Origin of the sequence: Aeromicrobium alkaliterrae (assembly GCF_039529015.1) — a bacterium.
GTDB lineage: Bacteria > Actinomycetota > Actinomycetes > Propionibacteriales > Nocardioidaceae > Aeromicrobium > Aeromicrobium alkaliterrae.
This window is the reverse complement of record NZ_BAAAME010000002.1, coordinates 264,823-290,562: the sequence shown is the minus strand read 5'-3', so window position 1 is coordinate 290,562 and position 25,740 is coordinate 264,823. Positions and strand designations below refer to the sequence as shown.

Annotated in this window: 32 protein-coding genes; 3 read left to right on the top strand and 29 right to left on the bottom strand. The window is 70.4% G+C overall.

The window, feature by feature from the left end:
* The first annotated feature begins 40 nt into the window (after positions 1–40).
* Positions 41–619: a cob(I)yrinic acid a,c-diamide adenosyltransferase gene (locus ABD127_RS02455; RefSeq protein ID WP_344197352.1), complete on the top strand. Its 579-nt coding sequence runs from the start codon at positions 41–43 to the stop codon at positions 617–619.
* Between the two features lie 45 nt (positions 620–664).
* On the opposite strand, the gene ABD127_RS02450 is transcribed toward ABD127_RS02455, so the two are convergent.
* From ABD127_RS02450 to ABD127_RS02310, 29 genes are all read right to left on the bottom strand, one after another.
* Positions 665–796, bottom strand: a complete 132-nt coding sequence (locus ABD127_RS02450; RefSeq protein ID WP_344197350.1) for a hypothetical protein — start codon at positions 794–796, stop codon at positions 665–667.
* 74 nt (positions 797–870) lie between these two features.
* Positions 871–1,314: a DUF2550 domain-containing protein gene (locus ABD127_RS02445; protein ID WP_344197348.1), complete on the bottom strand. Its 444-nt coding sequence runs from the start codon at positions 1,312–1,314 to the stop codon at positions 871–873.
* Between the two features lie 24 nt (positions 1,315–1,338).
* Positions 1,339–1,713, bottom strand: a complete 375-nt coding sequence (locus tag ABD127_RS02440; protein WP_344197346.1) for a F0F1 ATP synthase subunit epsilon — start codon at positions 1,711–1,713, stop codon at positions 1,339–1,341.
* On the bottom strand, positions 1,713–3,167 hold the full coding sequence (gene atpD / locus ABD127_RS02435; protein WP_344197344.1) for a F0F1 ATP synthase subunit beta: 1,455 nt from the start codon (positions 3,165–3,167) through the stop codon (positions 1,713–1,715). The genes ABD127_RS02440 and atpD overlap by 1 nt, the downstream gene beginning before the upstream one ends.
* 11 nt (positions 3,168–3,178) lie before the next feature.
* Entirely contained in the window at positions 3,179–4,114 is a 936-nt protein-coding gene (locus tag ABD127_RS02430) for a F0F1 ATP synthase subunit gamma (RefSeq protein ID WP_344197342.1), read from the bottom strand.
* A 3-nt stretch (positions 4,115–4,117) separates the two neighbouring features.
* Entirely contained in the window at positions 4,118–5,758 is a 1,641-nt protein-coding gene (gene atpA / locus ABD127_RS02425) for a F0F1 ATP synthase subunit alpha (protein WP_344197341.1), read from the bottom strand.
* Positions 5,759–5,792: 34 nt separating this feature from the next.
* A complete protein-coding gene (locus tag ABD127_RS02420; RefSeq protein WP_344197340.1) occupies positions 5,793–6,617 on the bottom strand; it encodes a F0F1 ATP synthase subunit delta in 825 nt (274 codons plus the stop codon).
* On the bottom strand, positions 6,617–7,162 hold the full coding sequence (locus tag ABD127_RS02415; RefSeq protein ID WP_344197338.1) for a F0F1 ATP synthase subunit B: 546 nt from the start codon (positions 7,160–7,162) through the stop codon (positions 6,617–6,619). The genes ABD127_RS02420 and ABD127_RS02415 overlap by 1 nt, the downstream gene beginning before the upstream one ends.
* A 40-nt stretch (positions 7,163–7,202) precedes the next feature.
* A complete protein-coding gene (locus tag ABD127_RS02410) occupies positions 7,203–7,388 on the bottom strand; it encodes a F0F1 ATP synthase subunit C (RefSeq protein WP_425545791.1) in 186 nt (61 codons plus the stop codon).
* A 133-nt stretch (positions 7,389–7,521) separates the two neighbouring features.
* The gene (gene atpB, locus ABD127_RS02405) at positions 7,522–8,319 is read right to left on the bottom strand and encodes a F0F1 ATP synthase subunit A (protein WP_344197336.1); all 798 of its coding nucleotides are present in this window, start codon (positions 8,317–8,319) and stop codon (positions 7,522–7,524) included.
* A gap of 138 nt (positions 8,320–8,457) precedes the next feature.
* The gene (locus ABD127_RS02400; RefSeq protein ID WP_344197334.1) at positions 8,458–8,850 is read right to left on the bottom strand and encodes a Cg1360 family ATP-synthase-associated protein; all 393 of its coding nucleotides are present in this window, start codon (positions 8,848–8,850) and stop codon (positions 8,458–8,460) included.
* Between the two features lie 212 nt (positions 8,851–9,062).
* Entirely contained in the window at positions 9,063–10,184 is a 1,122-nt protein-coding gene (locus ABD127_RS02395; RefSeq protein ID WP_344197331.1) for an MraY family glycosyltransferase, read from the bottom strand.
* Entirely contained in the window at positions 10,177–10,824 is a 648-nt protein-coding gene (locus tag ABD127_RS02390; protein ID WP_344197329.1) for an L-threonylcarbamoyladenylate synthase, read from the bottom strand. Before ABD127_RS02390 ends, ABD127_RS02395 begins: the two co-directional genes overlap by 8 nt.
* Positions 10,825–10,928: 104 nt before the next feature.
* A complete protein-coding gene (locus tag ABD127_RS02385) occupies positions 10,929–11,417 on the bottom strand; it encodes a hypothetical protein (RefSeq protein ID WP_344197327.1) in 489 nt (162 codons plus the stop codon).
* Entirely contained in the window at positions 11,414–12,022 is a 609-nt protein-coding gene (locus tag ABD127_RS02380; RefSeq protein WP_344197325.1) for a CDP-alcohol phosphatidyltransferase family protein, read from the bottom strand. Before ABD127_RS02380 ends, ABD127_RS02385 begins: the two co-directional genes overlap by 4 nt.
* A 64-nt stretch (positions 12,023–12,086) precedes the next feature.
* Complete coding sequence (locus ABD127_RS02375) at positions 12,087–12,596, bottom strand: VTT domain-containing protein (RefSeq protein ID WP_344197323.1); 510 nt, start codon at positions 12,594–12,596, stop codon at positions 12,087–12,089.
* Positions 12,597–12,629: 33 nt separating this feature from the next.
* Entirely contained in the window at positions 12,630–13,184 is a 555-nt protein-coding gene (locus tag ABD127_RS02370; protein ID WP_344197321.1) for a hypothetical protein, read from the bottom strand.
* Positions 13,181–14,284, bottom strand: coding sequence for an MCE family protein (locus tag ABD127_RS02365; RefSeq protein WP_344197319.1), 1,104 nt, complete (start codon positions 14,282–14,284; stop codon positions 13,181–13,183). Before ABD127_RS02365 ends, ABD127_RS02370 begins: the two co-directional genes overlap by 4 nt.
* Positions 14,281–15,456, bottom strand: coding sequence for an MCE family protein (locus tag ABD127_RS02360; protein ID WP_344197317.1), 1,176 nt, complete (start codon positions 15,454–15,456; stop codon positions 14,281–14,283). Before ABD127_RS02360 ends, ABD127_RS02365 begins: the two co-directional genes overlap by 4 nt.
* A complete protein-coding gene (locus tag ABD127_RS02355) occupies positions 15,453–16,508 on the bottom strand; it encodes an MCE family protein (protein ID WP_344197314.1) in 1,056 nt (351 codons plus the stop codon). Before ABD127_RS02355 ends, ABD127_RS02360 begins: the two co-directional genes overlap by 4 nt.
* Positions 16,505–17,491, bottom strand: a complete 987-nt coding sequence (locus tag ABD127_RS02350; protein ID WP_344197312.1) for an MCE family protein — start codon at positions 17,489–17,491, stop codon at positions 16,505–16,507. Before ABD127_RS02350 ends, ABD127_RS02355 begins: the two co-directional genes overlap by 4 nt.
* Positions 17,488–18,498 carry an MCE family protein gene (locus ABD127_RS02345; RefSeq protein ID WP_344197310.1) on the bottom strand — a complete coding sequence of 337 codons (1,011 nt, stop codon included), beginning with the start codon at positions 18,496–18,498 and terminating at the stop codon, positions 17,488–17,490. Before ABD127_RS02345 ends, ABD127_RS02350 begins: the two co-directional genes overlap by 4 nt.
* Complete coding sequence (locus ABD127_RS02340; protein WP_344197308.1) at positions 18,495–19,736, bottom strand: MCE family protein; 1,242 nt, start codon at positions 19,734–19,736, stop codon at positions 18,495–18,497. The genes ABD127_RS02345 and ABD127_RS02340 overlap by 4 nt, the downstream gene beginning before the upstream one ends.
* A 4-nt stretch (positions 19,737–19,740) precedes the next feature.
* Positions 19,741–20,580, bottom strand: coding sequence for an MlaE family ABC transporter permease (locus tag ABD127_RS02335; protein ID WP_344197306.1), 840 nt, complete (start codon positions 20,578–20,580; stop codon positions 19,741–19,743).
* Entirely contained in the window at positions 20,577–21,428 is an 852-nt protein-coding gene (locus tag ABD127_RS02330; RefSeq protein ID WP_344197304.1) for an MlaE family ABC transporter permease, read from the bottom strand. The genes ABD127_RS02335 and ABD127_RS02330 overlap by 4 nt, the downstream gene beginning before the upstream one ends.
* A 107-nt stretch (positions 21,429–21,535) precedes the next feature.
* Complete coding sequence (gene prmC / locus ABD127_RS02325) at positions 21,536–22,378, bottom strand: peptide chain release factor N(5)-glutamine methyltransferase (protein WP_344197302.1); 843 nt, start codon at positions 22,376–22,378, stop codon at positions 21,536–21,538.
* Complete coding sequence (prfA, locus tag ABD127_RS02320; protein WP_344197300.1) at positions 22,375–23,445, bottom strand: peptide chain release factor 1; 1,071 nt, start codon at positions 23,443–23,445, stop codon at positions 22,375–22,377. The genes prmC and prfA overlap by 4 nt, the downstream gene beginning before the upstream one ends.
* Positions 23,446–23,526: 81 nt before the next feature.
* The gene (gene rpmE / locus ABD127_RS02315; protein WP_344197298.1) at positions 23,527–23,733 is read right to left on the bottom strand and encodes a 50S ribosomal protein L31; all 207 of its coding nucleotides are present in this window, start codon (positions 23,731–23,733) and stop codon (positions 23,527–23,529) included.
* A 128-nt stretch (positions 23,734–23,861) separates the two neighbouring features.
* The gene (locus tag ABD127_RS02310; protein WP_344197296.1) at positions 23,862–24,344 is read right to left on the bottom strand and encodes a glutathione peroxidase; all 483 of its coding nucleotides are present in this window, start codon (positions 24,342–24,344) and stop codon (positions 23,862–23,864) included.
* Between the two features lie 186 nt (positions 24,345–24,530).
* On the opposite strand from ABD127_RS02310, the gene ABD127_RS02305 reads away from it, so the two are divergent.
* Positions 24,531–24,707, top strand: a complete 177-nt coding sequence (locus ABD127_RS02305) for a DUF1059 domain-containing protein (protein WP_344197294.1) — start codon at positions 24,531–24,533, stop codon at positions 24,705–24,707.
* Positions 24,704–25,740: EAL domain-containing protein (locus tag ABD127_RS02300; protein ID WP_344197292.1), on the top strand; the 1,037-nt coding region annotated here is incomplete at its 3' end. The genes ABD127_RS02305 and ABD127_RS02300, both read left to right, overlap by 4 nt.

The window sequence follows — 25,740 nt, the reverse complement described above, 5'->3', positions numbered from 1 at the left end:
TGAGTTTTCGCCGGGACCGGCCACGTCCTAAGGTCACCTCATGGTCAACCTCACCCGCATCTACACGCGCACCGGCGACGACGGCACGACCGCCCTGGTCGACATGAGCCGCACGTCGAAGAACGACCTGCGCCTCGTGGCGTACGCCGACGTCGACGAGGCGAACAGCCAGATCGGCGTCGTCCTGGCCCTGGGCGAGCTGAGCGCGGACGTCGTCGCCGTGCTGACGCACGTGCAGAACGACCTGTTTGACGTCGGCGCCGACCTCGGTGCGCCCGTCGTCGAGAACCCGGAGTACCCCCAGCTGCGCGTCGAGCCCGACTACGTCGAGCGTCTCGAGGGCTGGTGCGACACCTACAACGAGCAGGTCGAGAAGCTGCGATCGTTCATCCTGCCCGGCGGGACGAAGGCGGCGGCGCAGCTGCACGTCGCGCGGACCGTCACGCGTCGCGCCGAGCGCGCGGCCTGGGCCGCGATCGACGAGCACGGCGACACCATGAACGCGTTGACGGCGAAGTACCTCAACCGGCTCAGCGACCTGCTCTTCATCCTGGGCCGGGTCGCGAACCACGAGGCGGGCACGGGCGACGTGCTGTGGGTGCCCGGCGGAGAACGCTGAAAAGGCCCCGCACCCTGCTCACGGGTGCGGGGCTCGACCGTGGTCTCAGTGCCAGTCGATGGCGGCCAGGACGACGACGTCGTGGCCCGGCTTCTTCGGAGCGGCGTCGGCGGGAGCCGTGACACCCAGGACCGGGATCGCGGCGACGACGGCGGCGACGATGAGCTTCTTGACCATGATGTTCTCTCCCTGGACGTGCTGGAAGTCTTGAGTCTGTCGGTCCGCGCTCCGACCCGTCAAGGACGAGATGGCTACAAAACGGTGTTGATGCCCCGTCCGGGCGGGGACGACTCGAGCCAGGCGAGCAGGCCCGTGAGGGCGGGCGGCGCCAGGGCCAGGCGGAGCCGACCGTCGACCGTGCTCAGGTCGACGACGACGGAACCGGGCGCCAGGACGTGACCCTCAGGACCGTCGGGCTGGCGACGGCCGCTGATCTCGACACCACGCCGCGGCAGCACGATCGACGGGCGCCACGACAGCGAGAACGTGCGGTACCACTCGAGGTGGTCGTCGTGGTAGACGCCGGTGCCGATCGACCAGCCGGCCGCACCGGACGCGTGGCGACTGAGCGTGAGCTCGAAGGCACCCGAGCGTCGCTCGATCGATCGACGCCTGACCACCACGAGGGCGAGCAGGCAGATCGTCAGGACGACGACGACGAGGAGGGAGTCGACCAGCCACAGCCAGAGCGGCATGCTCGTCGTCTCCCTCCCTCGTCGTCAGGACCGGTGCAGCACGCGGAGCTTGGCCTCGGCGCGCGACGCCGCAGCGTCGTCACCGTCGGCCAGAGCCTGGTCGAGATCCGCACGGACGGCCGACTCGTCGATCTCCTCGGCGAGGAACGTGTCCTCGCTCAGGACCGAGACCCGGTTGTCGGCGACCGACAGGAATCCCTCACCGACGGCGGCCCGCACGCGGTCGCCACCCGGCGCCTCGATCTCGACGACACCCGGCACCAGCACCGACAGCAGCGGTGCGTGGTTCGCGAGCACGCCGAGGTCGCCCGACGCCGTGCGCGCGAGGACGCGCACGGCCTCACCCGACCACACGACGCGGTCAGCCGCGACGAGCTCGACCTGCAGGGTGCCGGCCATCAGAAGCTCTTCTGGATCTCGGCCCACTTCGCGTCGACGTCTTCCAGACCGCCACACATGAAGAAGGCCTGCTCGGCCACGTGGTCGTAGTCGCCGTCACAGATCTTCGTGAACGCCGAGATGGTCTCGTCGAGCGGGACCGTCGAACCCTCGATGCCGGTGAACTGCTTGGCGACGTAGGTGTTCTGGCTGAGGAAGCGCTGGATGCGACGAGCGCGCGAGACGATCGTCTTGTCCTCCTCGCTGAGCTCGTCGACACCGAGGATCGCGATGATGTCCTGGAGCTCCTTGTTGCGCTGCAGGATGCTCTTGACCCGGTTCGCCGTCTGGTAGTGGTCGTCGGCGATGTAGCGCGGGTCGAGGATGCGCGACGTCGAGGTCAGCGGGTCGACGGCCGGGTAGATGCCCATCGACGCGATCTCGCGGTTGAGCTCGGTCGTGGCGTCCAGGTGCGCGAACGTCGTGGCCGGGGCCGGGTCGGTGTAGTCGTCGGCCGGCACGTAGATCGCCTGCAGCGAGGTGATCGAGTGACCACGCGTCGAGGTGATGCGCTCCTGGAGCACACCCATCTCGTCGGCCAGGGTCGGCTGGTAACCCACCGCGGACGGCATGCGGCCGAGGAGGGTCGAGACCTCCGAGCCGGCCTGCGTGAACCGGAAGATGTTGTCGATGAACAGGAGCACGTCCTGCTTCTGGACGTCGCGGAAGTACTCGGCCATCGTCAGGGCCGACAGGGCGACGCGCAGACGCGCTCCCGGCGGCTCGTCCATCTGGCCGAAGACCAGCGCCACCTTGTCGAGGACGCCCGCCTCCTCCATCTCGGCGATGAGGTCGTTGCCCTCACGGGTGCGCTCACCGACGCCGGCGAACACCGACACGCCGTCGTGGTCCTTGGCGACGCGGGCGATCATCTCCTGGATCAGCACGGTCTTGCCGACACCGGCACCACCGAACAGGCCGATCTTGCCGCCGAGGACGTACGGCGTCAGCAGGTCGATGACCTTGATGCCGGTCTGGAACATCTCGGTCTTGGCCTCGAGCTGGTCGAACGCCGGAGCCTTGCGGTGGATGCCCCAGGTCTCGCCGACCTCGAACGTCTCCCCCTCCTCCAGGTTCATGACCTGGCCGGTGGTGGTGAACACCTTGCCGAGGGTCACGTCGCCGACGGGGACCGAGATCGGTCCGCCGGTGTCGATGACCGGGGTGCCGCGCACGACGCCGTCGGTCGGGCGCAGGCTGATCGCGCGGACCAGGCCGTCGCCGATGTGGAGGGCGACCTCGAGGGTCAGCGTCTCCTTGGTGCCCGCGACCTCGGTGTCGACGTGCAGGGCGTTGTAGATCTCGGGCATCTGGTCCGAGGGGAACTCGATGTCGAGGACCGGGCCGATGACGCGCGCGACCCGACCCGTGGCACCCGTGGTGGGCGTGGTCTTCTCTTCTGCGGTGGCAGTCATGTCTCTCTCACTCACTCCTGACCAGCGGCGGCGTCGGCGAGCGCGTTCGCGCCGCCCACGATCTCGCTGATCTCCTGGGTAATGCCGGCCTGGCGGGCCTGGTTGGCCGTGCGGGTGTACTTCTCGATGAGGTCCTGCGCGTTGTCGGTCGCGGACTTCATGGCCTTCTGGCGGGCGGCGAGCTCGGAGGCCGCCGCCTGCAGCAGGCAGTAGTAGATGCGGCTGTTGACGTACTTCGGCAGCAGCGCGTCGAGCACCTCACCGGCGGAGGGCTCGAACTCGTAGAGCGGGAGCAGCTCGGACGCCTCGGGCGCCTCGGTGCCCTCGACGACCTCGAGCGGGAGCAGACGGATGACGTCCGGCTCCTGCGTCAGCATCGATTTGAACCGCGTGAACACGATGTGGAGCTCGTCGACCGGACGGGCGCCGTCGACCAGGCGGTCGTCGTCGTCCTCCTCGGCCGCGAACGCGCCGACGAGGGTCTCGCCGATCGTGCGCGCGTCGTCGTACTGCGGCTTGTCCGAGTACCCGGTCCACGAGGTGACGTGGCCGATGTCGCGGAACTTGAAGTAGGCGACCGACTTGCGACCCGAGAGGTAGAAGTCGATCTCCTTGCCCTCGCCACGCAGCTTCTCGGCGAGCCGCTCGACCTCCTTGAGCACGCTCGAGGAGTAGGAGCCGGCCAGACCACGGTCGCTCGTGATGACGAGGACCGCGGCGCGGGTCGGGTTCTCCTTCTCGGTCGTCAGCGGGTGGTCGACGTTCGAGAACGTCGCGACCGCCGAGACCGCGCGGGTCAGCTCACGCGCGTAGGGAGCGGCCGAGGCCGCGACCTGCTGCGCCTTGATGATGCGCGACGCGGCGATGAGCTCCATGGCACGCGTGATCTTCTTGGTCGCCTGGGTCGACCTGATCTTCGCGCGTAGCTCTCGTACCGACGCTGCCATGGGTCAGCCCCGCTTCTGCTTGACGATCTGCTCCTGCTCGACGTCCTCGTCGTCCAGGGCGTCGACCTGCTGGGAGCCGGGCTTGATCGACTCGCCGTCGCTGGTCTCGAACTGGTCGAGGAAGGACGTGTACGCGTCCTCCAGCGCCGAGGCGGTGTCGTCCTCGAACTTGCCCGTCTCACGGATCGCGTCGAGGATCCCGGCGTGCGAGCGCTTGATGAAGTCCTGGAACTCCGTCTCGAAGCGGCTCACGTCGTCGACCGGCACCGCGTCGAGCTTGCCGGTCTGGACCGCCCACAGCGACACGACCTGCTGCTCGACCGCGAAGGGCTGGTACTGACCCTGCTTGAACAGCTCCATGATGCGCTGACCACGGGCCAGCTGCGCCTTGGACGCCGCGTCGAGGTCGGAGGCGAACATCGCGAAGGCCTCCATCGCGCGGTACTGCGCGAGCTCGACCTTGAGCGAGCCGGTGACGGCCTTCATCGACTTCTGCATCGCGGCGCCACCCACACGGGAGACCGAGATGCCGACGTCGACCGCGGGACGCTGGTTGGCGTTGAACAGGTCCGACTGCAGGAAGATCTGGCCGTCGGTGATCGAGATGACGTTGGTCGGGATGTACGCCGAGACGTCGTTGGCCTTCGTCTCGATGATCGGCAGGCCGGTCATCGAGCCGGCACCCAGCTCGTCGCTGAGCTTGGCGCAGCGCTCGAGCAGACGCGAGTGCAGGTAGAAGACGTCGCCCGGGTAGGCCTCACGGCCCGGCGGACGGCGCAGCAGCAGCGACACGGCGCGGTAGGCCTCGGCCTGCTTCGACAGGTCGTCGAAGATGATCAGGACGTGCTTGCCCTGGTACATCCAGTGCTGGCCGATGGCCGAGCCGGTGTACGGGGCGAGGTACTTGAAGCCCGCCGAGTCCGAGGCCGGGGCGGCGACGATCGTGGTGTACTCCAGGGCGCCGGCGTCCTCGAGCGCGCCACGCACCGAGGCGATCGTGGAGCCCTTCTGGCCGATGCCGACGTAGATGCAGCGGACCTGCTTGCTCGGGTCGCCCGACTCCCAGAACTGCTTCTGGTTGATGATCGTGTCGATCGCGATGGCGGTCTTGCCGGTCTGGCGGTCGCCGATGATGAGCTGACGCTGGCCGCGGCCGATGGGCGTCAGGGAGTCGATCGACTTCAGGCCGGTCATGAGCGGCTCGTGGACGCTCTTGCGCTCGACCACGGTGGGCGCCTGCAGCTCGAGCGCGCGGCGACCGTCGGTGGCGATCTCGCCGAGACCGTCGATCGGGGTGCCGAGCGGGTCGACGACGCGGCCGAGGTAGCCCTCGCCGACGGGGACCGAGAGGACCTCGCCGGTGCGGCGGACCTTCTGGCCCTCCTCGATGCCGGCGAAGTCACCGAGGATGACGACGCCGATCTCGCGGACGTCGAGGTTCAGCGCGAGGCCGAGCGTGCCGTCCTCGAACTCGAGCAGCTCGTTAGCCATCGCCGAGGGCAGACCCTCGACGTGCGCGATGCCGTCACCGGCGTCGGACACGATGCCGACCTCTTCGGTGCTCGCGGCGCTGGGGGTGTAGTCGGCCACGAACTTCTGCAACGCGTCGCGGATCTCATCCGGACGAATCGAGAGCTCCGTCATGGGGTGCCTGCCTTACTGGGTGGGATGCGTGACTTCAACCTGCGAGCTGCCGGCGGGCAGTCTCGAGGCGACTGGACATGGTGCCGTCGATGACGTCGTCGGCCACCGAGACCGCGAGGCCTCCGATGACGGACGGATCGAGGATGACGTTGAGGTGGACGTCGCGGCCGTAGCGGGCCGTGAGCGCTGCGGCGAGCCGGTCGTGCTCGGTCTGGCCGAGCTCGGTGGCCGTGCGGACCTCCGCGAGGAGGCGACCGCGGCGTGCGGCGACGAGGTCGGCGAACCGGTCGAGCGTGCGCTCGAAGGACGCCGTCCGGGCGCGAGCGGCCTGACGGACGATCGCGACGGTCACGGGCTGGGCCTTGCCGTCGAGGACCCGACCAATCAGGTCAGACTTGCCGACACCGGGGATCGTGGTGTCGGACAGGGCGGAGCGCAGGTCCGGCGTCTGGGTGACCAGGCGTGCGACCGAGAACAGCTCGGTCTCGACCGCGTCGACCTGACCCGACGCGGCAGCCTCCTTGAGGAGCGCCACGACGCCGGCGACCTCGAGGCCGTCGGTGAGGTCGCGCCCCGCGCTCCAGCGCGAGCCGACCGCGGTGCGGACGACCTCGAGCGTGGCGGCGGAGACGGCCTGCCCGAACACCGAGGTGGCGAGGCCGCGCTTGGCCTCGTCCTCGGTGGACGGATCGGTCAGGACCCGGCGCAGCGCGGGCGAGGAGTCGAGCGTCGCGACGACTCCGAAGAGCTGCCCGCCGAGCTCGGCTCCCGCGTCACCGCTGCTCTCGACGGCGGCCAGGACCGCGTCGAGGGAGCTGCCAGAGACACCGCGCAGGTGACCAGGGGTGGAGGCGGACATCAGTTGGCCGACTCCTGCTCGAGCTCGGCAATGAAGCGCTCGACGGTGCGCTGGCTGCGCTCGTCGTCGTTCAACGCCTCACCGACGATGCGGCCCGCGAGCTCGGTGGCCAGGGTGCCCACCTCGCTCTTGAGCTGCGCGACGACCTGGGCACGCTCGGCCTCGACCTGCGCGTGCGCGGCCGCGGTGATGCGCTGCGCCTCGGCCTGCGCGTCGGCGCGGAGCTCGGCGAGGATCTGCGCGCCCTGCTCCTTGGCCTCCTCGCGGATGCGAGCAGCGTCGTGACGGGCCTCGGCGAGCTGAGCGTTGTACTGCTCGAGCGCGGCCTGGGCCTCCTTCTGCGCCGCCTGGGCTTCCTCGATGCCACCTTCGATGGCAGCCGTGCGCTCCTTGTAGGCCTTCTCGAAGCCCGGGACGACGAACTTGACGATCAGGAAGAGGAGCAGGAGGAAGACGACCGCGCTGAGGACGATCTCCGCGGTGTGCGGGATGAGGGGGTTGAGCTCCTCACCCTCCGCCGCGGCGACGAGTCGTGTCGAGATCATGCGTGTGCCTTCTGTCGGAGTCGGTGGCTGGTGCTACGGACTAGAGAACGAACGCGAGCGCCAGGCCGATGATGAAGAACTGCTCGGCGAGGACGAAGCCCAGGATGGCCAGCTGACGCAGGGTGCCCTGCGCCTCGGGCTGACGGGCGACGCCGGAGACCAGAGCGGCGAAGATGAGACCGACGGCGATGCCGGGGCCGATCGCGGCCAGGCCGAGGCCGATCATGTTCAGGTTGCCGAAAATTTCGCCGGTCACGGCATTTCCTTTCGTTGTCGACGCGGATTCTCCGCGCCGGTGTTCAGAGGGGAGTGTGAAGTTGTGTCGGTGCGACCACCGACGAGCGCGATCCGCTGAGGGATCAGTGCTCGTCGGCGATGGCCTCACCGATGTACATGGACGCCAGGAGCGTGAAGACGTAGGCCTGCAGGAACATCACCAGCAGCTCCAGGAAGGAGATGCCGACGAACAGCAGGGCCGAGGCGATGCCGGCCGGGATGGCCAGCGTGTTCTCCGAGTGCAGGAGCAGGTACTCCGCGCCCAGGGAGAAGAGCAGGAGCAGGAGGTGGCCGGCGAACATCGTGGCGAACAGACGCAGCGTCAGCGTCAGGGGTCGCAGCAGGATGTTGGACAGGAACTCCAGCGGCACGAGCAGGAGGAGGATCGGGCCCTTCATGCCGGCGGGCACGGTCTCGTGCTTGAGGTAGCCGAGGAAGCCGTGCTGCTTGATGCCGGCGCCGTTGTAGACGAGCCACGTGATGATCGCCAGCGCGGCCGGGAAGCCGATGTGCGACATCGAGGGGAACTGCACGACCGGGATGAGGCCGTAGTAGTTGTTCACGAACACGAAGGTGAAGATCGCGAACAGGAACGGCACGAAGCGCTGGAAGTCGTGGCTGCCGATGTTGTCGCGGCCGATGCCGTTGCGGACGAAGCCGTAGACCATCTCGCCGGCGAACTGCAGGCGACCCGGCACGACGGCCGCGGGGCGCGCGGCGGCGGCGAAGAGGGCCACGATCAGCACCACCGAGAACGTCAGCAGCACCATCGGCTTGGTGATCTCGAGCGAGCCGACCTCGAAGATGGCCGGCAGGTTGAAGTCAGCAGGTCCGGGGCTCGGCGGTCCCGAGGCAGCGGACAGCGTGGAGGCGAGGGACACTCGGACTCCTTCTAAAATCATGGCGCGGTCGCGCGACCTTGGAGTCGCGATCCGGGCGTACGGCCAGCGTCATTCGCAAGTGTGATGAACGAGTCATCCGCCTGCTGCGGGAAGGCTATCAGGCCCCGATGGCGACTCCTACTCGAGGTCGTAGATCGGGGTGCGGGACCGTCGCAGGGTCATCAGGTGCAGCGTGATCCAGGCCCCGGCGGTCAGCACCATGGCCGTCGCGACCGCCTGGCGCTCGAGGTGCCGACCGATGCCGTCCTCGTCCAGCAGGACCGCCAGGACGACGATCGCGACGACCGCCTTGACGGCGAAGAAGCCGAGCGCGATCGGCAACGAGGCCATCGGGTTCTTCTTCGCGAGCGGGTCGAGCAGACCCGGGCTCGAGCCGAGGAACGCGAGCACCAGCACGCCGCCGACGAGGGCTCCGAGGAACGCCTCACGCCCCCCGACGAACGCCGCGACCACGGCGATCGCCGCGACGACGACCAGGCACGGAAGGACCACACGACGCACGATCAGCATGGGTCCATCGTTCCACGCCGCTCCCCGGCGCCCCCTCCCCCGGTGCCGGGTTCCCACGAGACCGCTCGTTTCCTGCGTCGAGCGCATGAAGCTTCGTGCGCTCGACGCAGGAAACGCGGGTTCACCCAGGAATCCGCCTTACGCACACGAAGTTTCGTGCGCTCGACGCGGGATTCCGACGGTCTCGTGGGAATCCGCGCCCGGGGGTGGGGCTAGGGGCCGACCTTGGAGCTGAGCTTGGGGGCCAGGATGATCGCGACGGCGGTCAGGACGATCAGCACCAGGAACGCCACGATCGACTCCCAGCCGCTGAGCAGGCTCATGACGACGATCCCGAACGAGACGAGTCCCGCGACCGCGTACATCGACAGCACGGCCTGCGGGTGCGAGTGGCCCATCTGCAGCAGGCGGTGGTGCAGGTGCATCTTGTCGGGGCTGAACGGCGACCGCCGCTCACGCGTGCGCCGCACGACGGCGAGCAGCATGTCGACGAACGGGATGGCGAGCACCATGAACGGCAGCAGCAGCGGGAGCAGTGCCGGCAGGAAGCTCGCGTCGGCGTCACCGACGCCCTGCGCGAGGCTGCTGGGCGGGAACTGGCCCGTCAGGCTGATCGAGGAGCACGCCATGACGAAGCCGATCAGCATCGAGCCGGAGTCGCCGATGAACATCCGGGCCGGATAGAAGTTGTGCGGCAGGATCCCGAGGCACACCCCGGCGAGCGCGATCGTCAGCATCGCCGCCGCGATGGCGCGGGTCTCGCCGTTCTCGACCGCGAGGATGAAGGCGAACACGAAGAAGGCGATCGCTCCGATCGCGACGATGCCGGCGGCCAGCCCGTCGAGCCCGTCGACGAAGTTCACCGCGTTCGCGCTGCCCACGATCAGCAGCACCGTCAGCAGCATGGCCTGGGCCTGGTCGAGCCCGATGAACGTCCCGGGCAGCGGCAGGTAGACGAACTGCACGCCGAGCGCCACGACCACGACGCTCGCCAGGACCTGCCCGGCGAACTTGGTGAGGGCGTCGAGCTCGATCAGGTCGTCGACCACGCCGACGAGGCAGATCAGTGCGCCGCCCGCGAGGATCGCGCGCACGTCGTGGAACACCGTCGCGTCCGCGGCGCCGAGGAACGGCATGCGCTCGGCCACGAGCGTCGCGGCGAACAGGCCGCCGAGCATCGCGGGCCCGCCGAAGTAGGGCGTCGGCACCGCGTGGACGTCGCGGTCGCGCACCCGCGCCTGCGCGCCGACCCGGACCGCGATCAGCCGGGCGATCGACGCCAGCAGGTACGTGACGCCGAGGGCGATGCCGAAGATCGCGAGGTACTCACGCACCGGCAGCGGCCTCGATCGTGTTGTTGAAGCGGTGCAGCACGTCGAGCGCGATCGCTCCCTGGCGCAGGATGCGCGGGGTCGGGCCGGTGACGTCCAGGATCGTCGAGGGCACTCCCCCGCCGGACGGCCCGCCGTCGAGGTACACCGCGACCGACTCGCCGAGCTGCTCCTGCGCCGCCGCTGCCGTGGTGGCGGCAGGCTGGCCCGTCTTGTTCGCGCTGCTGACCGCGAGTGGGCCGGTGGCCGAGAGCAGCTCGCGGGCGACCTCGTCGTCCGGCACGCGCACCGCGACGGTGCGGTGGGTCTCGCCGAGGTCCCAGTCGAGGGACGCCTGCTGGTGGCACACGACCGTCAGGGCTCCCGGCCACAGCTCGCTCGTCATGTCGCGCAACCAGCCCGGGACCTCCGCGACCAGCGCCTCCAGCGTCGACGTCGCACCGATCAGCACCGGCGGCGGCATCGTGCGGTCGCGGCCCTTCGCGTCCAGCAGCCGCTGCACCGCGGCGGGCGAGAACGCATCGGCGGCGATGCCGTACACGGTGTCGGTCGGGATGACCGCCAGCTCGCCCGCGCGCACGGCGGCTCGCGCGGCTTCGACGCCGTCCCGGCGCTGCGCCTCGTCCCCGCAGTCAAAGATCATGGGGTCACCTCACCCGGAAGGAGCACAGTAGTGCGGCGACCCCATGATGACTCATCGGTTCCCTCGCTTCGCTCGATCACGACAGTCACCATAGGCGAGGTGCGTCAGACGAGTCCGTGTGCCGCACCGGCGATGAGGGCGAAGCGTCCCGCCCGGCCCACGAAGACCGCCGCGGCGAACACGTCGGTGCGCATCGTGGAGGCACCTGCGACGACCGCGACGGCGAGCAGCGGCGGGATGCCGACCAGCGACGAGACGAACACCGTGGCGACCGCGCGCCACGGGTGCTCGAGCCAGCCGATCAGGACGTCGGCGAGCGCGCGCAGCGCGATGCGCACGCGCCCCGGATCGGGGCGCTCCCGCGCCGACTTCTGCTTCTTGCGGGCGACGTCGCGACCCGCCCGCGCGCCGCGGAACAGCACGACCTTGCCGACCGTGGTGCCCACCGACACCGCGACGACCATGATGACGATGTCGACGTTGCCGAGCACGAGCGCCGTCGCGGCGACGTAGGCCTCCGCGTTGAGGATCGGGATGATCGCCGACCCGATGCCGTACACGAACGCGGTCAGGACCAGGACGTCACCGATCACACGACGGCCCCCCGCGCCGCCTCCAGCTCACGGATGCGTCCGACGACCCGGTGCGCGCTCCACGCCTTCACGGCGAGCTGCGTTAGCACGATGACCAGCGCCAGGGGCAGCCAGCCGACGACGACCGCCACGATGATGCCGATGTTGTTGAGGGCCTTGGCCGGGTGGGACCAGTTGAGGCGGTACACCAGCGGGTCGACCACGGCGAAGTAGTTGGGGCTGACGATCGGCCACAGCAGGAACGACAACGAGAGCAGGCAGTCGAGCACCATGAAGTTGAGCAGGAAGATCGCGACCGGCACCGCGAGCTCCGGCTGCAGCAGGATCAGGTTCGACGCGCACAGCGCGGTGCACAGCCGGTCGCTCAGGATGTCGTGGACGGCTCCCGCTCGCGTCTCCTGGCCGAGCAGGCGCGCGGCCAGGCCGTCGGCACTGTCGCCCAGGTAGTAGACGAGGTAGGCGGCGACGACCCACGGCAGCCGGTCGTCGGCGCCGAGGGCCACGACGGCCAGGCCCAGGCTGACGACCGTGCGCACCACCGTGATCGCGTTCGGGATCGTCAGGATCGGTCCGATGCTGTCGGAGACCACAGGGGTGCGTGCCACAGCAGGACCCTACGCCTGAGCGGGACCCGGCCGGAGGAGGCGCGAGGCAAGCGCCCCGAGCAGCTCAGCCGATGACGTGGTGCAGCAGGAACGCGATCGCCAGGTACTGCAGGGTGCGGCCGATGAACACCATGAGCGAGAACAGCCACAGCGGCTGCCGGGAGGCACCGGCGAGGATCGTGACGATCGCGAGCGGCGGCACCATGAGCGCCGAGGACGCGAACACGGTCGTGGCACCGAGGTAGGGACGGTCGAGCAGGCCGAGCATCCAGTTCGAGAAGCGTCGCAGCCCTGTGCGGAACCGGCCGCGCGGCACCGTCGCGTCCCGACGCCCCTCGCGCTCGCGGTCGCGCTGGCTCAGCCTGCGGCGGCCCTTGCGGGCGAGGTCGAACACGAACATCTTGCCGAGCACGGTGCCCACGCTGAGCGACATGATGAGCCAGAACAGGAAGACCGGGTTCTCGGTCAGGGCACCCAGCGCGATGACGTACGCCTCCGCGTTGAGGAACATCGGCAGCAGCGACGAGCCCACCCCGAAGGCGAACGCCGTCGCGACGAGCGCGAGGTCTCCCATGGGCGGAACGTTATCGGCAGGGTCGGCGGGTGCTCAGCACGGCACCTGGACGGGATCGCCCGGTGCCTCGAGGTGGTCGACGAGCCAGGCACCGTCGTCGCGGACCATCGTCAGCACGATCGACGAGAGCACGCAGGTGGGCGCCTCGGCGCTCGCGCGCGCGACGCTCTGCCGCGCGAACAGGGTCACCTCGACCTGGTCGGCGGACGTCGCACGAGGCGAGGAGGCCAGCACCGTGCCGGTCGAGGACGCACCCAGCGCGCCGTAGGTGTCACGCAGGCCGTCGAGGATCACGTCGTAGTCGGTCCGGAAGTCGGCCGTCGCGCCGTCGTCGGCCCAGGCCGCGTCGGCGTCGAGGGTCGAGGCGGTCCAGGTGAGGAGCTGCGTCGTGCGCTCCTCCGCGGTCGTGCGCGCGTCGGTCTCGGCCTGGTGCGTGCGCACGTCCGCACGCCACTGCCAGGTCACGACGGCCAGGGCGACCAGGGCCACCACGAGGGCCACGGCCAGCCCGACGACCCAGGGCGAGCGGTCGCGCTGGCGCAGGCGTCGGGCGACGTCGGAGGCCACGGAGGCGGGAGCGCGGGTCACGGCGCTCCGCCCGCGACGGGACCGGGTGCGTTCGCCGAGCCGCGCTGCTGCAGCGGGAAGTCGGACGTGCACGACCGGGTCGGGTCGACCGCGACCGGCGCGGGGTCCGTGGCCGAGCCGTCCGGCACGTACCGGCACACCGCCGGGGCGCCCGGACGGGTGTCGACCAGCATGACCGCGTTCAGCCGGCCCCCGTTGATGGTCGTCGCGAAGTCGGAGAACCCCTGTGGCACGTCCGCCAGGAACTGCCAGAGGTGCGGCCGGTACGGGAGCGTCATGTCGGTGAACTCCCCCATCTCGGTCAGGACCGACGGCAGGTGCAGGGCCACGGTCGACGTGAGCTCGCGCAGCTCGGTGACCTGTCCGGGGGTCTGCTCCAGCATCGCGCGGAGCTTCGGGTCGTAGGCCGCGAGCCAGGCCGTGAAGCGGTTGGCCGCCGGGGCGAACGTGCGCAGCTCCGGGCCGAGCTCGACCCCCGTCTGCAGCACGGTTCCGGAGTTCTGGATGATCCGCTCGGTCTCGGGCCAGTAGGCCTCGAGGGAGGCCAGGATGTCCTGCCCCGCGTCGACCACGGTCGCGAGGTCGTCGGGATCGGCGAACGCGACGCTGAGCTCGTCGAGCGTCACGCGCAGGTCGTCGGGGTCGACCTGCGACATCAGCGTGTCGATCGCCTGCAGCGACTCCGCCACGGTCGTGGGTGTCTCGGTGCGGTCGCTCGCGATGACGTCGCCGTCGGCCAGCACGGCCCCCTGGTCGTCCTCGGGCTGCAGGTCGAGGAACTGCTCGCCGGCCGGCGAGAGGTTGCGCACGACGGCCCGGGAGGACGCCGGCACCTCGACACCCGCGTCGATCGCGATCTCGGCCTCCACGCCGTTCTCGGTCGTGCGGATCTCGACGACCCGCCCGACCTTCACGCCCCGGTAGGTGACCGAGGACCGCTCGAACAGGCCACCGGTCTGCTCGAGCTGGACCGTCACGGTCGTGGGTCGCTGGGCGATCGAGCCACCCAGGAAGGTCTGGTAGACGTACACCGTGGTCAGCAGGAAGACCACGAGCAGACCGAACGCGGGCGCCATGAGGCGCAGCGGGAGCTTCTTCACGAGGCACCTCCCGTCAGCAGCCCGAGCAGGTCCTGCAGCCCCGTGCCACCCGCGGCCGGCGCACCCGGCGTCGTGGGCACGAGCCCGGTGAGGTTCTCGATGAGCGGCAGCTGGGTGAGGTTCTGCACCGCGTTCGGGGCGACCTCGGGGGTGCTCGCCCCGTCGGGGCTGGGAGCGACCAGCGTGAGGTCACCGATGCTGAGCGAGCCCTGGAACACCAGGTGCGTGTTGAGGAACGACCCCGGCACGCCCGTCTGCAGCCCGGAGACGAAGGCCAGGATCTGCGAGACGCCGTCCTCGATGCGCGGCTCGATCGAGGCGACCTGCGCGAACACGGGACCGGACTGGGCGACGATCGCCGCGATGTCGTCGCGGGTCTGCTGGATCGTGGGCACGACGACCGCCCCGAGGCCGTCGATCGAGGCCAGCAGGTCCACGAGCGAGGCCGTGTTGGCCTCGAGCACCTCAGCGGCCGGGGCGATCTCGGTCAGGGCCCGGTCGATCGTGGTCTGGCGGTCCGCCAGGACCTGCGAGGCGTTCGCGATCGCGGTGAGGGCGTCGTCGATGTCTCCGCTCATGTCGGTGACGGTGCCGGCCGTGCTGGTGATGCGGTGGAGGACGTCGCGGAGCGTGTCCTCGCGACCACCGATCATCAGGTTGGTCTCGTCGACGATCGTCTGGATCTGTCCGACACCGCCGCCGTTGATGAACAACGACGCCGCCGAGAGCGTGTCCTCCACCGTCGGTGCCGCCGACGCCAGCTCGGGATCGACCGTGTCGCCGTCGGCCAGCACGGCGCCGTCGGCCGGGGCGGCCGGGTCGTCGACGACGTCGACGAAGAGCTCGCCCAGGGCCGTCGTGCTGCGCAGCCGGAAGTCCGCGGTCGTGCCGATCCGGGTGTCCTCGACGATCTCCATCACGACGACGGCCTTGAGGTCCGCGACCGAGATCGACTCGACGCGTCCGATCGCGACGCCGTCGACCTTGACCGGGGCGCCCTGCGCGAGGTTCAGCGCGTCGTCGAACGTCGCGGTGACGCGATACGTGTCGCCCGGCATCGAGCTGCCCGGCAGGGGGAGGTCGGCGGCGGTCGTCCCGCAGCCGGTGAGGACCGCGAGCACCGCCGTCACGACGACGGCGAGTGCCGCTCGGGGGCTGGCGCGCCGGTTCATGCCTCACCTGCCACGAGAGCGAGCAGGTCGAACAGGGTGGACTGGTCGAGGTCGAGCTCGTCGCACAGGATCTCGATCGAGTGGCAGACCTCCTGGAGCGTGGAGCGTCCTGGCAGCAGGTCGCCCGGCCGGGTCAGGAACCGCAGTCGTCCACGCTCGTCGATCGCCCGCGGCAGGTTCTGGGTCACGAGCGGCCCGTTCTGCAGCAGCTGGGTGAGCTCCTGCTCGTGCGCGACGAGCTCGTTCGAGAGCGCCACGAAGTCCTCCATCTGCGCACCGATCTGGTCGCGGTGGCTCGCCGAGAAGTCGGCCAGGCCCTGCAGCATCGCGGTGATCGCGTCGAAGGTCGACTCGATCTGTGCGGTCTGCCCGTCGAGCATCACGGTGGCGTCGGTGACCTGCGTGACGAAGCTGCGCACGAGGGCGTCGTTGGCGGCGAGCGTCTGCGTCAGGGTGTCGAGGTTGGTGAGGTTGGCCTCGACCGACGGGAGCGAGCCCGAGACGGTCGAGAGCACGACGGCGAGGTCCTCGAGCCCGTTCGCGATCGTCTGGCCCTGTCCCTGCAGCGTCGCCGCGGTCGACGACAGCAGCGCGTGCAGCGGACCGTCGGTGCCGTCGACGCTCCCGAGCGCCGTGGAGATGTCCTCGAGCGAGCCCAGCAGCTGCTCGAACTCGACGGGCGTGCGGGTGCGGTCGACCGCGATCACCGCTCCGCTCTCGATGCGGGGGCCCGAGGTGTAGGCGGGCGTCAGCTCGACGTAGCGGTCGGTGGCGACGGACCTCGACACGATCACGGCGCCGACGTCGCTCGGGATGTCCACGCCGGCGTCGACGACGACCTCGACGTCGACGTACGCACCGGCCGGCGTGATCGACTCGACGTGGCCGACCGAGACCCCGCGGATCCCGACGTCGTTGCCCCGGAACAGCCCGGTCGCGTCGGAGAACTGGATCGTCAGCCGCGTGTCCTGCTCCCCCACGCCCAGGCAGCCGCCGAGCAGCGGCAGCAGGACGACGAGCCCGACGACGCGGGCGATCCACGAGCTGGTCATGAGCACTCCCGGGACGGGCTGAGGCAGGCCAGGTTGTCGGGGATCGCCGACGGCACGTGCAGGTCGATCCACGGCCCGTTGCCCGAGGCGTTCGCGAGGTAGACCGTCATGGTCGACAGGCTCGTGAGGGTCGAGGTGATCGAGTCGCGCACGGCGTACAGGTGGTCGAGCGAGGCCGTCAGGTTGGTCATCAACGGGTCCAGGTCGTCGGCGGTGTCGGCGAGCACGCCCGAGACCTGGTCGGCCAGGTCCTGCGCGTCGACCAGGAGGGCGTCGATGGCGGCCTGGCGCGAGGTCAGTGCCTCGAGCACGAGGGACGACTGGTCGAGCAGCGTGAGGATCTCGTCCTGCTGGTCGACGAGCATCCCCGTGAACGACGCCGAGGCGTCCAGCAGGGCGGCCATCTCGTCGGTCCGCTGCACCGCGACGGCCGACAGCGCCTCGACCCCGGCGAAGGCCGCCTGGGCCTCCTCGGGCGTGCGACCGAGCACGTCGGCGACGACCGACATCGCCTCGGCGAGGCCCTCCTCGTCGAGCTCGGAGAGCTGCCCCTGCGCCCCGTCGATGACGTCCTGGAGGTTGTACGGCACGCGGGTGCGCTCGAGCGGGATCGTGTCGTCGGCCAGGGTCCCGGAGCCGGACGGGGTGACCTCGAGGTAGTGCGTGCCGAGCAGTGTCGCGACCTTGACCGCCGCCGAGCTGGTCGAGCCGAGGTCGATGTCCGCGTCGATCGTGAACTCCACGGCGACGGCGTCCTTCGTGAGCCGGATCTGCGTCACCTCGCCGACGCCGACGCCCGAGACCTGCACCTCCTCGCCGACCCGCAGGCCCGCGGTGTGCTCGATGATCGCCGTGGCGTGGTGCTTGCCGAGGCTGGCGTTGCTGAGCCCCAGGACGACCAGCCCCAGCAGGGCGACCCCGACGACCCCGAGCAGCCCGACCGTCCGGGGCTGCGACAGCCGCTCCTTGATCCGCCCGCTCATGAGCACACCGCCGAGTAGGGGCCCGCAGGGTTTCCGAGGTCGATGACCGTGCCCGGGGTGAGCTCGATCGAGATCATGCAGATGTACATGTTGAGCCAGGTGCCGGTGTTGGTGGGACGCGTGAACGAGTCGAAGCCGGCCGGTGCGACCGCGAAGAGCTGGTCGAGCGAGGCCTGGTGGCCCACGAGCACGTCGGCGACGCCGCGCAGCGACGCGATCGTCGTGTCGAGGTCGGGACGGATCTGCTGGGTCAGCGAGGCAGCCGCCTGCGCCAGCTCCGACATCCCGTCGATCGAGCCGGTGAGCGTGTCGCGCTCGGCGGCGAGGCCGGTCATGAGCTCCGAGAGCCGGTCGACCGTGGTCGTGAACTCGGCCTGCTGGGCCGTGAAGTCGGTCAGCACGGGCGTGAGGTTGGTCAGGACGCTGCCGATGATCTCGTCCTTCGCCGCCAGGTCCTGCGTGAGCGTGGCGGTCTGCTGCAGCAGCGCCTCGACCGTGCCACCCTCGCCCTGCAGCACGGCCACGAGCGACGTGGCCAGCTGGTTGACCGCCTGCGGCTCCAGCGTGTCGAAGAGCGGCTCGAAGCCGTTGAGCAGCGCCGTGAGGTCGAACCCGGGATCGGTCTGCGCCGCGTCGATGACCTCGGCGGCGTCCAGGACCTCCCCCGGCTCGTCACCGGGCTGGAGCGCCAGGTACCGCTGACCGAGCAGGTTCTGGTAGCGCACCGAGATCGTCGTGGTGCCCGTGATCTCCTGCCCCGCACCGAGCGTGAACTCGACCCGGGCCGCGTTGTCGTCGGTGAGCCCGATGCTCTCGACGCGACCCACCCGCACCCCGGCGGCACGGACGTCGTCGCCCGGCCGCAGGCCCGAGACCGACGTGAAGTCGGCGCGGTAGGTGGTCGACTCCCCCGCGACCCGGTTCATCATCGTGTTGTAGATGACGAGCATGATCGCGAGCGCCACCGCGGCGAAGAGCAGGAACTTGATGCGGACGCCGTAGTTCACGCGCCACCACCGCCGTCCACGAAGCCGCGCGTCAGCAGGTCGCCGATGCCGTTCGGGTCGGAGTCGGCGACCGACTCCAGCTGCGTCAGCAGGCCCTGGATCTCCGCGACCAGCGCGGCGTCGTCGGCGGGCGACGACGCCGGGGACGAGGTCGCGCCCCCACAGCTCGCGGCGGCCGCGCGGTAGGCTGGCGGGCCGAACACCGCGCAGTCGGCCGCCGTGTACGGCGCGTCGGTGTTCACGACGATCTCGACCGTGGTCTCCAGGTACCCGCCGGACGTCGCCCCGGCGTCGGGGTCGGTGAAGGAGGTGGCGCCGATCGTGGCCAGCTGGACCAGCGAGTCGAAGGTCTGCGCGAAGCCCTCGCGACGGTCGAACATCGTCTCGACGAGCGGCGCGGACTGCGTGACGGCCTTGACGAACGCCGGCTGCGTGTCGGAGATCAGCACGTGGGCCTCGTCGACCAGGTCGTCGCCGCCCGTCAGCACCGAGGCCAGGTCGGCCTGGTGGTCGACGACGGTCTGGGTCGTGACGAACGAGCTCTCCAGCGCGTCGAGCAGGTCCGGCGCGATCTCGGCCACCGTGGCGAGGTTCGTGGCCAGCAGGCGCAGGTCCTCCCCGACCTGGGGCAGCTGGGGCTCCAGGCGGGTGAGGTAGCTGTCGAGCGTCACGAGCGAGGCGCCGAGCGACTCGCCGCGGCCGTCGAGCGCCTGCGCGAACGCGCCGAGGGTCGTGGACAGACGAGCCGGCTCGACCGCGGTGAGGATCTCGAAGCTGGCGTCGAGCGCGTCCTGCAGCTCGCGGGTGCGGCTGGAGGGATCCTGCGCGATCACGGCGTCGGAGCGCAACGTCCCGGAGATCCGCTCCGGCGGGACGAGGTCGACGAAGGACGTGCCGAACACCGTGGCCGGCAGGATGCGGGCCGTGACGCCCGCGGGCAGGCGGCCGGCCTCGTCGGGGTCGAGACGCAGCTGCAGGCGCACGCCCCCGTCGTTCGCGCGGATCGAGGTGACGCGGCCGATGATCGCGCCGCGCAGCTTGACGTCGTTGCCGACCGCGAGGGCACCGCCGACGTCGTCGACCTGCGCCGCGACGTCGACCCGGCTGCTGAACGTCCCGCTCTGCACCGCCAGGAACCCCGCCACCAGCAGCGCGAGGACGACCACGGTCGCCAGGCCACGCCGCACAAGCGTCCCCTGGCGCTGCTCCAGGTCGCGGGAGATGTAGGCCGCAGTCATGACGTCACCCCGAGATCCTGACGCCCGGGTCGCCGCCCCAGAAGAGCAGCGTCATCAGCATGTTCAGGACCACGACGACGACGATGCTGGCGCGGATCGCCCGGCCCGTGGCCTCGCCGACGCCCTCGGCACCGCCGGTCGCCATGAAGCCGTACCAGCAGTGGATCACCGCGACCGCGAAGGCGAACACGACGATCTTCACGACCGACAGGATCACGTCGGAGGTCGCGATGAAGGTGCCGAAGTAGTGCTCGTACGTGCCCGACGGCTGACCGAACAGCACCGTCACGGCCATCTGTGACGCGAGGTAGGAGCCGGCCAGGCCGATCATGTACAGCGGCATGATCGCGAGCATCGTGGCGATGATGCGGGTCGTCACGAGGTACGGGATCGCGGGCACCGCCATGACGCCGAGCGCGTCGATCTCCTCGCTGGTGCGCATCGAGCCGAGCTGTGCCGTGAAGCGGCAGCCCACCTGGGCGGCCAGCGCCAGCGCGGCGACGAGCGGCGCGAGCTCACGGGTGTTCACGACCGCCGACACGAAGCCCGTCAGCGGCGCCAGACCGATCGTCTCGAGGCCGTTGAAGCCCTCGATGCCGAGCGAGGTGCCGGCCGAGAGGGCCAGCAGCACCATGACGCCGACGGTGCCGCCGCCGACCAGGATCGCGCCCGTGCCCCAGCTGATGTCGAGCAGGATGCGGAAGGTCTCGGCGCGGTAGTGGCGCAGCGTCATCGGGATCGCGGCGACGGCTCGCAGGAGGAACGTCGTGAACGTGCCGATCGTGGCCAGGCCCGCCGTGCCCCGGTCGCGCGCGGCGCCGACCCCGGCGCTCATGGCGCTCATGCGATCCTCGCCGGCACGAGCATCGAGTAGCCCTGCGTGATCGCGACGTTGACGACCGCGAGCACGATCACGGCGATCACGACGCACTGGTTCACCGCGTCGGCCACGCCCTTGGGCCCGCCCTTGGCGTGGAGGCCCTTGTGCGCGGCGATGACGGTCGCGAGGAAGCCGAAGATCACGGCCTTGCCCTCGGCCAGGACCAGGTCGGTCGGCTGCGCGAAGGAGATGAACGACGCGAGGTAGGCGCCCGAGCTCACGTGCCCGCCGCCGACGTTGATGACGTAGCCCGTGAGCATCGCGGTGGCCGCCACGACGATGTTGAGCAGGAAGCCGACCGCCATCGCGGCCGCGACCCGCGGGGCGACGATGCGCTGCACCGGGTTGAGGCCCATGACCTTCATCGCGTCGACCTCCTCGCGCACCGTCTGCGCGCCGAGCTGCGCGCAGATCGCCGAGCCGACGGCACCGGCCATCAGCAGCGAGGTGACCAGGGGTGCGGCCTGGCGCAGGATGCCGATGCCGTTGACGGCTCCCGTGAAGGAGACGGCGCCGATCTGCTGGGCGACCGCGCCGACCTGGATCGCGATGATGATGCCGAAGGGGATCGCCACGAGCACGGTCGGCAGGAAGGCGACGCGGGTCATGAACCAGGCCTGGTCGAAGAACTCCCGCCAGGAGAAGCGGCGAGCGACGACGTCGGTCGCCAGGTAACGCAGCGCGCCGAGGCCGAGGAGCACCATCTCCCCGAACGTGTCGACCCCGTCGAGGAACTTGCCCCGCAGTGCACGGCCTGCTCCGACCGTGCGCGCGGGCATGCCCCGACGGCGCGCGCCCTCCTGCAACGTCATGCGGCCCCTTTGCGTCGTCCCTGCGCGTGAGTCACTGTAAACGGGAGTGACTCACGTCACAACGACCGAGCGCGACTTTCGTCACAAAATTTGGACGAACGTACCACTCAGGGGCGACGCGCCGTGACGAATCGGGGACGTCCGGCCAGGTCCGTCCGGTCGCGCACGTCGACCCACTCCTGACCGAGGAACACGGCCGGGGCCGACTCGCCCTGGGCGTCGGCGTGCTCGGCGGCGACGACTCCCCCGCCGCGCAGGAGACGACGGGCGACCTGCTCGACGACGCGCATCGCGTCGAGGCCGTCCTCCCCCGACCACAGCGCGAGCGACGGGTCGTGGTCGCGCACCTCGGGCGCCACGCTCTCCCACGCGTCGAGCGGGATGTACGGCGGGTTCGCGACGACCGCGTCGACCGTGCCGTCGAGGTCGCCGAACGCGTCGGCCATGTCGCCCTGGCGCAGGTCGACCCCGGTGCCCGCGAGGTTGCGGACGGCCCACTCGTAGGCGACCTCGTCGAGCTCGACGGCGTGCACCCGCGCGCGGGGCACCTCGTGCACGACGCTGAGGGCGATCGCCCCCGAACCGGCGCACAGCTCGACCACGACAGGAGCCTCGAGGTGCGCGACCTGGTCGATGACCCACCCGGTCATGACCTCGGTCTCCGGACGCGGGACGAAGACGCCCGGTCCGACCTCGAGGTCGACGTAGCGGAAGGACGTCGAGCCCGTCAGGTGCTGCAGCGGCACGCGGCGCGCACGGGCGTCGATCATCTCCAGGAAGGTGCGCCGCGCCATCTCCGAGACCGACGCGCGGCGCACCAGGGCGCGGGGGCTGCCCGTGACGTGCGACAGCAGCAGCTCGGCGTCGTTCTGCGGCGACGCGACGCCGCCCGCCGTGAGCGTGGCGACGGCCTGCTCCAGCAGGCGCTCGGCCTGCGAGCGCACCGTCACGACGCCCCGCCGTCGGCGAGCGCGTCGAGCCGCTCGGCCAGGTCGGCATCGACCAGCGACGCGATGACGTCGCCCAGCGCGCCGTCCATGACCGCGTCGAGGTTGTACGCCTTGAAGCCCGTGCGGTGGTCGGAGATGCGGTTCTCCGGGAAGTTGTACGTGCGGACGCGCTCGGAGCGGTCGACCGTGCGGACCTGCGAGCGCCGGGCTTGCGAGGCCTCCGCGTCAGCAGCGGCCTGGGCGGCCTCGAGCAGGCGCGAGCGCAGGATGCGCATCGCCTGGTCCTTGTTCTGCAGCTGGCTCTTCTCGTTCTGGCAGCTCACGACGATGCCGGTCGGCAGGTGGGTGATGCGCACGGCCGAGTCGGTCGTGTTGACGCTCTGGCCACCCGGGCCGGACGAGCGGAAGACGTCGATCCGCAGGTCGGCGTCGTTGATCTGCACGTCGACGTCCTCCGCCTCCGGCAGCACCAGCACGCCGGCCGCCGAGGTGTGGATGCGCCCCTGCGACTCGGTCACGGGCACGCGCTGCACGCGGTGCACGCCGCCCTCGAACTTCAGCAGCGCGAAGGGCGCCTCGCTGGGGTCGGTGGCCTTGCCGGACTTGACCGACGCGGTGACCGACTTGTACCCGCCGAGCGCGGTCTCGGTGCTGTCGAGCAGCTCGACCTTCCAGCCGCGGGTCTCGGCGAAGCGCGAGTACATCCGCAGCAGGTCGGCGGCGAACAGCGCCGACTCGTCGCCGCCCTCACCACCCTTGATCTCGACGATGACGTCCTTGCCGTCGGCCGGGTCGCGCGGGACGAGCAGCCGCTGGAGCCGTCCCTCGAGGTCGGCGGTCTGCTGCTCGAGCTCGGCGACCTCGTCGGTCAGCTCGAGCTCACGGGCCGCCTCCAGGTCGTCGTTCGCCTCGACCCAGGACCGGTACGTGCGCACGATGCCCCCCAGCTCGGCGTACCGCTGACCCACGCGCTTGGCCGTCGCCGGATCGGCGTGGACCGCGGGGTCGGCCAGGCGCACCTCGAGATCGGCGTACTCGTCGAGCAGCGGGGTGACGGCGTCGAACATGGGGCTCCTTCGTCAGACGGGTGCAGACAGACGACGACGCCGGCCACCCCCTCGCGGGGAGTGACCGGCGCCTCGGAGCAGCTACTTCTTGCCGTAGCGCTTCTCGAACTTCGCGACGCGGCCGCCGGTGTCGAGGATCTTCTGCTTGCCCGTGTAGAACGGGTGGCAGGCCGAGCAGACGTCGGCGCGCAGGACGCCCTCGGTCGCGGTGCTCTTCGTGGTGAACGAGTTGCCGCAGGTGCAGGTGACCTGGGTCTCGACGTACGTGGGGTGGATGTCGCTCTTCATGGGGTGTCCTCTCGAGGCCGCTGGGTCGAGGGCGTGATCGCTCTCGTGAACCAGGACCGACTGTCCATTCTGCCACTCGGCCAGGCCGAAACCAAGTTCGGCCCGCCCCACGACCGCCCCACCCTGGGTCAGGCGGGGAGCAGCTTCTCGATGTCGCCGGCGATCTTGGCCGGGGCCGTCGTCGAGCCGTAGCGCTTGATGACGTTGCCCTCGGGATCGACGAGGAACTTGGTGAAGTTCCACTTGATCTTCGACGGGCCGACGCCGCCCTTCTCCTTCTTCAGCCACTGGTAGAGCGGGTGCGCGCCGTCACCGTTGACCTCGATCTGCGAGAACAGCGGGAAGCTCACGCCGTAGTTCTTCTCGCAGAACGCGGCGGTCTCGTCGTCGCCCTCGGGGTTCTGGTGCCCGAACTGGTCGCACGGGAAGCCGAGCACGACCAGGCCGCGGTCGACGTAGGTCTTGTACAGCTCCTCGAGCCCCTTGAGCTGCGGCGTGAACCCGCAGGCGGTGGCGGTGTTGACGACGAGGAGCACCTTGCCCCGGTAGTCGGCCAGCTGGCGCTCGGCACCGTCGATGCCGGTGGCGCTGAAATCGTGTGCGGTGGTCATGCCGACCAGCCTAGGGGCGATGGTCCAGCCCGGCAGGGCAGTCCGCCGGGCGGGACCAAAGTCATGGGTTTTTTGATTCCCATGGGCCAGGGCAGAGCGGGTACTGCGGCCCTAGCCTGGAGGGGACGGTCGTCCGGTCCCGAGTGCGGGAACGGCACGGGAGAGCCGTCGAGGGAGAGAGACATCATGAAGTCGTTCGCCTGCGGGGACGTCGTCCCCGACTGCGACGCCCACTGGGTGTGCGACACCGAGGACGACGTCCTCCACGCGGTCGCGATGCACGCTGGGGCCGATCACGGTCTGGTCGAGGTACCTGCCGAGCTCGTCGCGGCGGTACGGAGCCAGATCCGCGACGTCGCGTGACCGTGACGCCGGGTGTCGTCGGGGCCGCAGGGCTCCTCGTCGCCGTCCGGCCGGAGACGCTCGTCGCGCTCCGACCCGTGCTCGACGTCGCGCGGCGCACCGCCGCAGGCTTCGAGGCGGTCGTCGACGGCGTCGCCCAGGACGTGGACCCGACGCGACTCCTCACTGCCACGCTCGACACGCGCACGACCCTGCCGCCCAACACGTTCCTGACCATCCCCGTCGCCGCAGCGCACCTCGCCGAGACCGCGTGGATCACCGCGCTCCTGCGGTCCGGGGCGTGCCACGGCCTCGTGCTGCACGTCGACCGGCACGAGCGACTGACGACGACCGCCCTGCATCACCTCGAGGCCGCACGCGAGGCGGGGGCCCTGCTGTCGATCGGCAGCAGCGACGACGGGCAACCCGCGCTCCAGGCGATCGCCGAGCTGAGACCCGCCATCGTTCGCCTCGGGCGAGCGTGGGTGCGCGACCTCGACCTCCACGCCGGCAGGCGCGACGCCGTCGAGGCCACCGGCCGGCTGACGTCCGACCTGGACGCCTGGGTGCTGGCCGACGACGTCGAGACGGCGGGCGAGCTGGCGGCCCTGGCCGACCTGGGCGTGCCGCTGGCCCAGGGATCGTTCGTCGGCGCGCCCGACGGCCGCTGGCCCCTGGTGTCGCGCGCAGCGCACCGGGCCCTGAGCGATCGCGAGACCTCTCGACCGTCCGGCCCCACGTTGCGAGAGCTGGTGCAGCGCGGGATCGTCGCGCACGAGACCGCACCGACGACCGAGGAGGCCGAGCGCACCGGGTACGACCTGATCGTCGTCGTGGACGACCGGGGCCGACCTGTCTCGCTGCTGACGCGCAGCGGTGATCGGTGGGAGAACAGTCAGCCGTCCATGATCAACATCGACACGAGGCCGGAACAGGCGCTCGCGCGCGCCCGCCAGCGCCCACCGCAGCAGCGCGACGCACCCTGGGCATGCACGGACGCGGCCGGCCGCTTCTGCGGGATCCTGCGACAGGACCGGCTCGCCGCACACGTGGC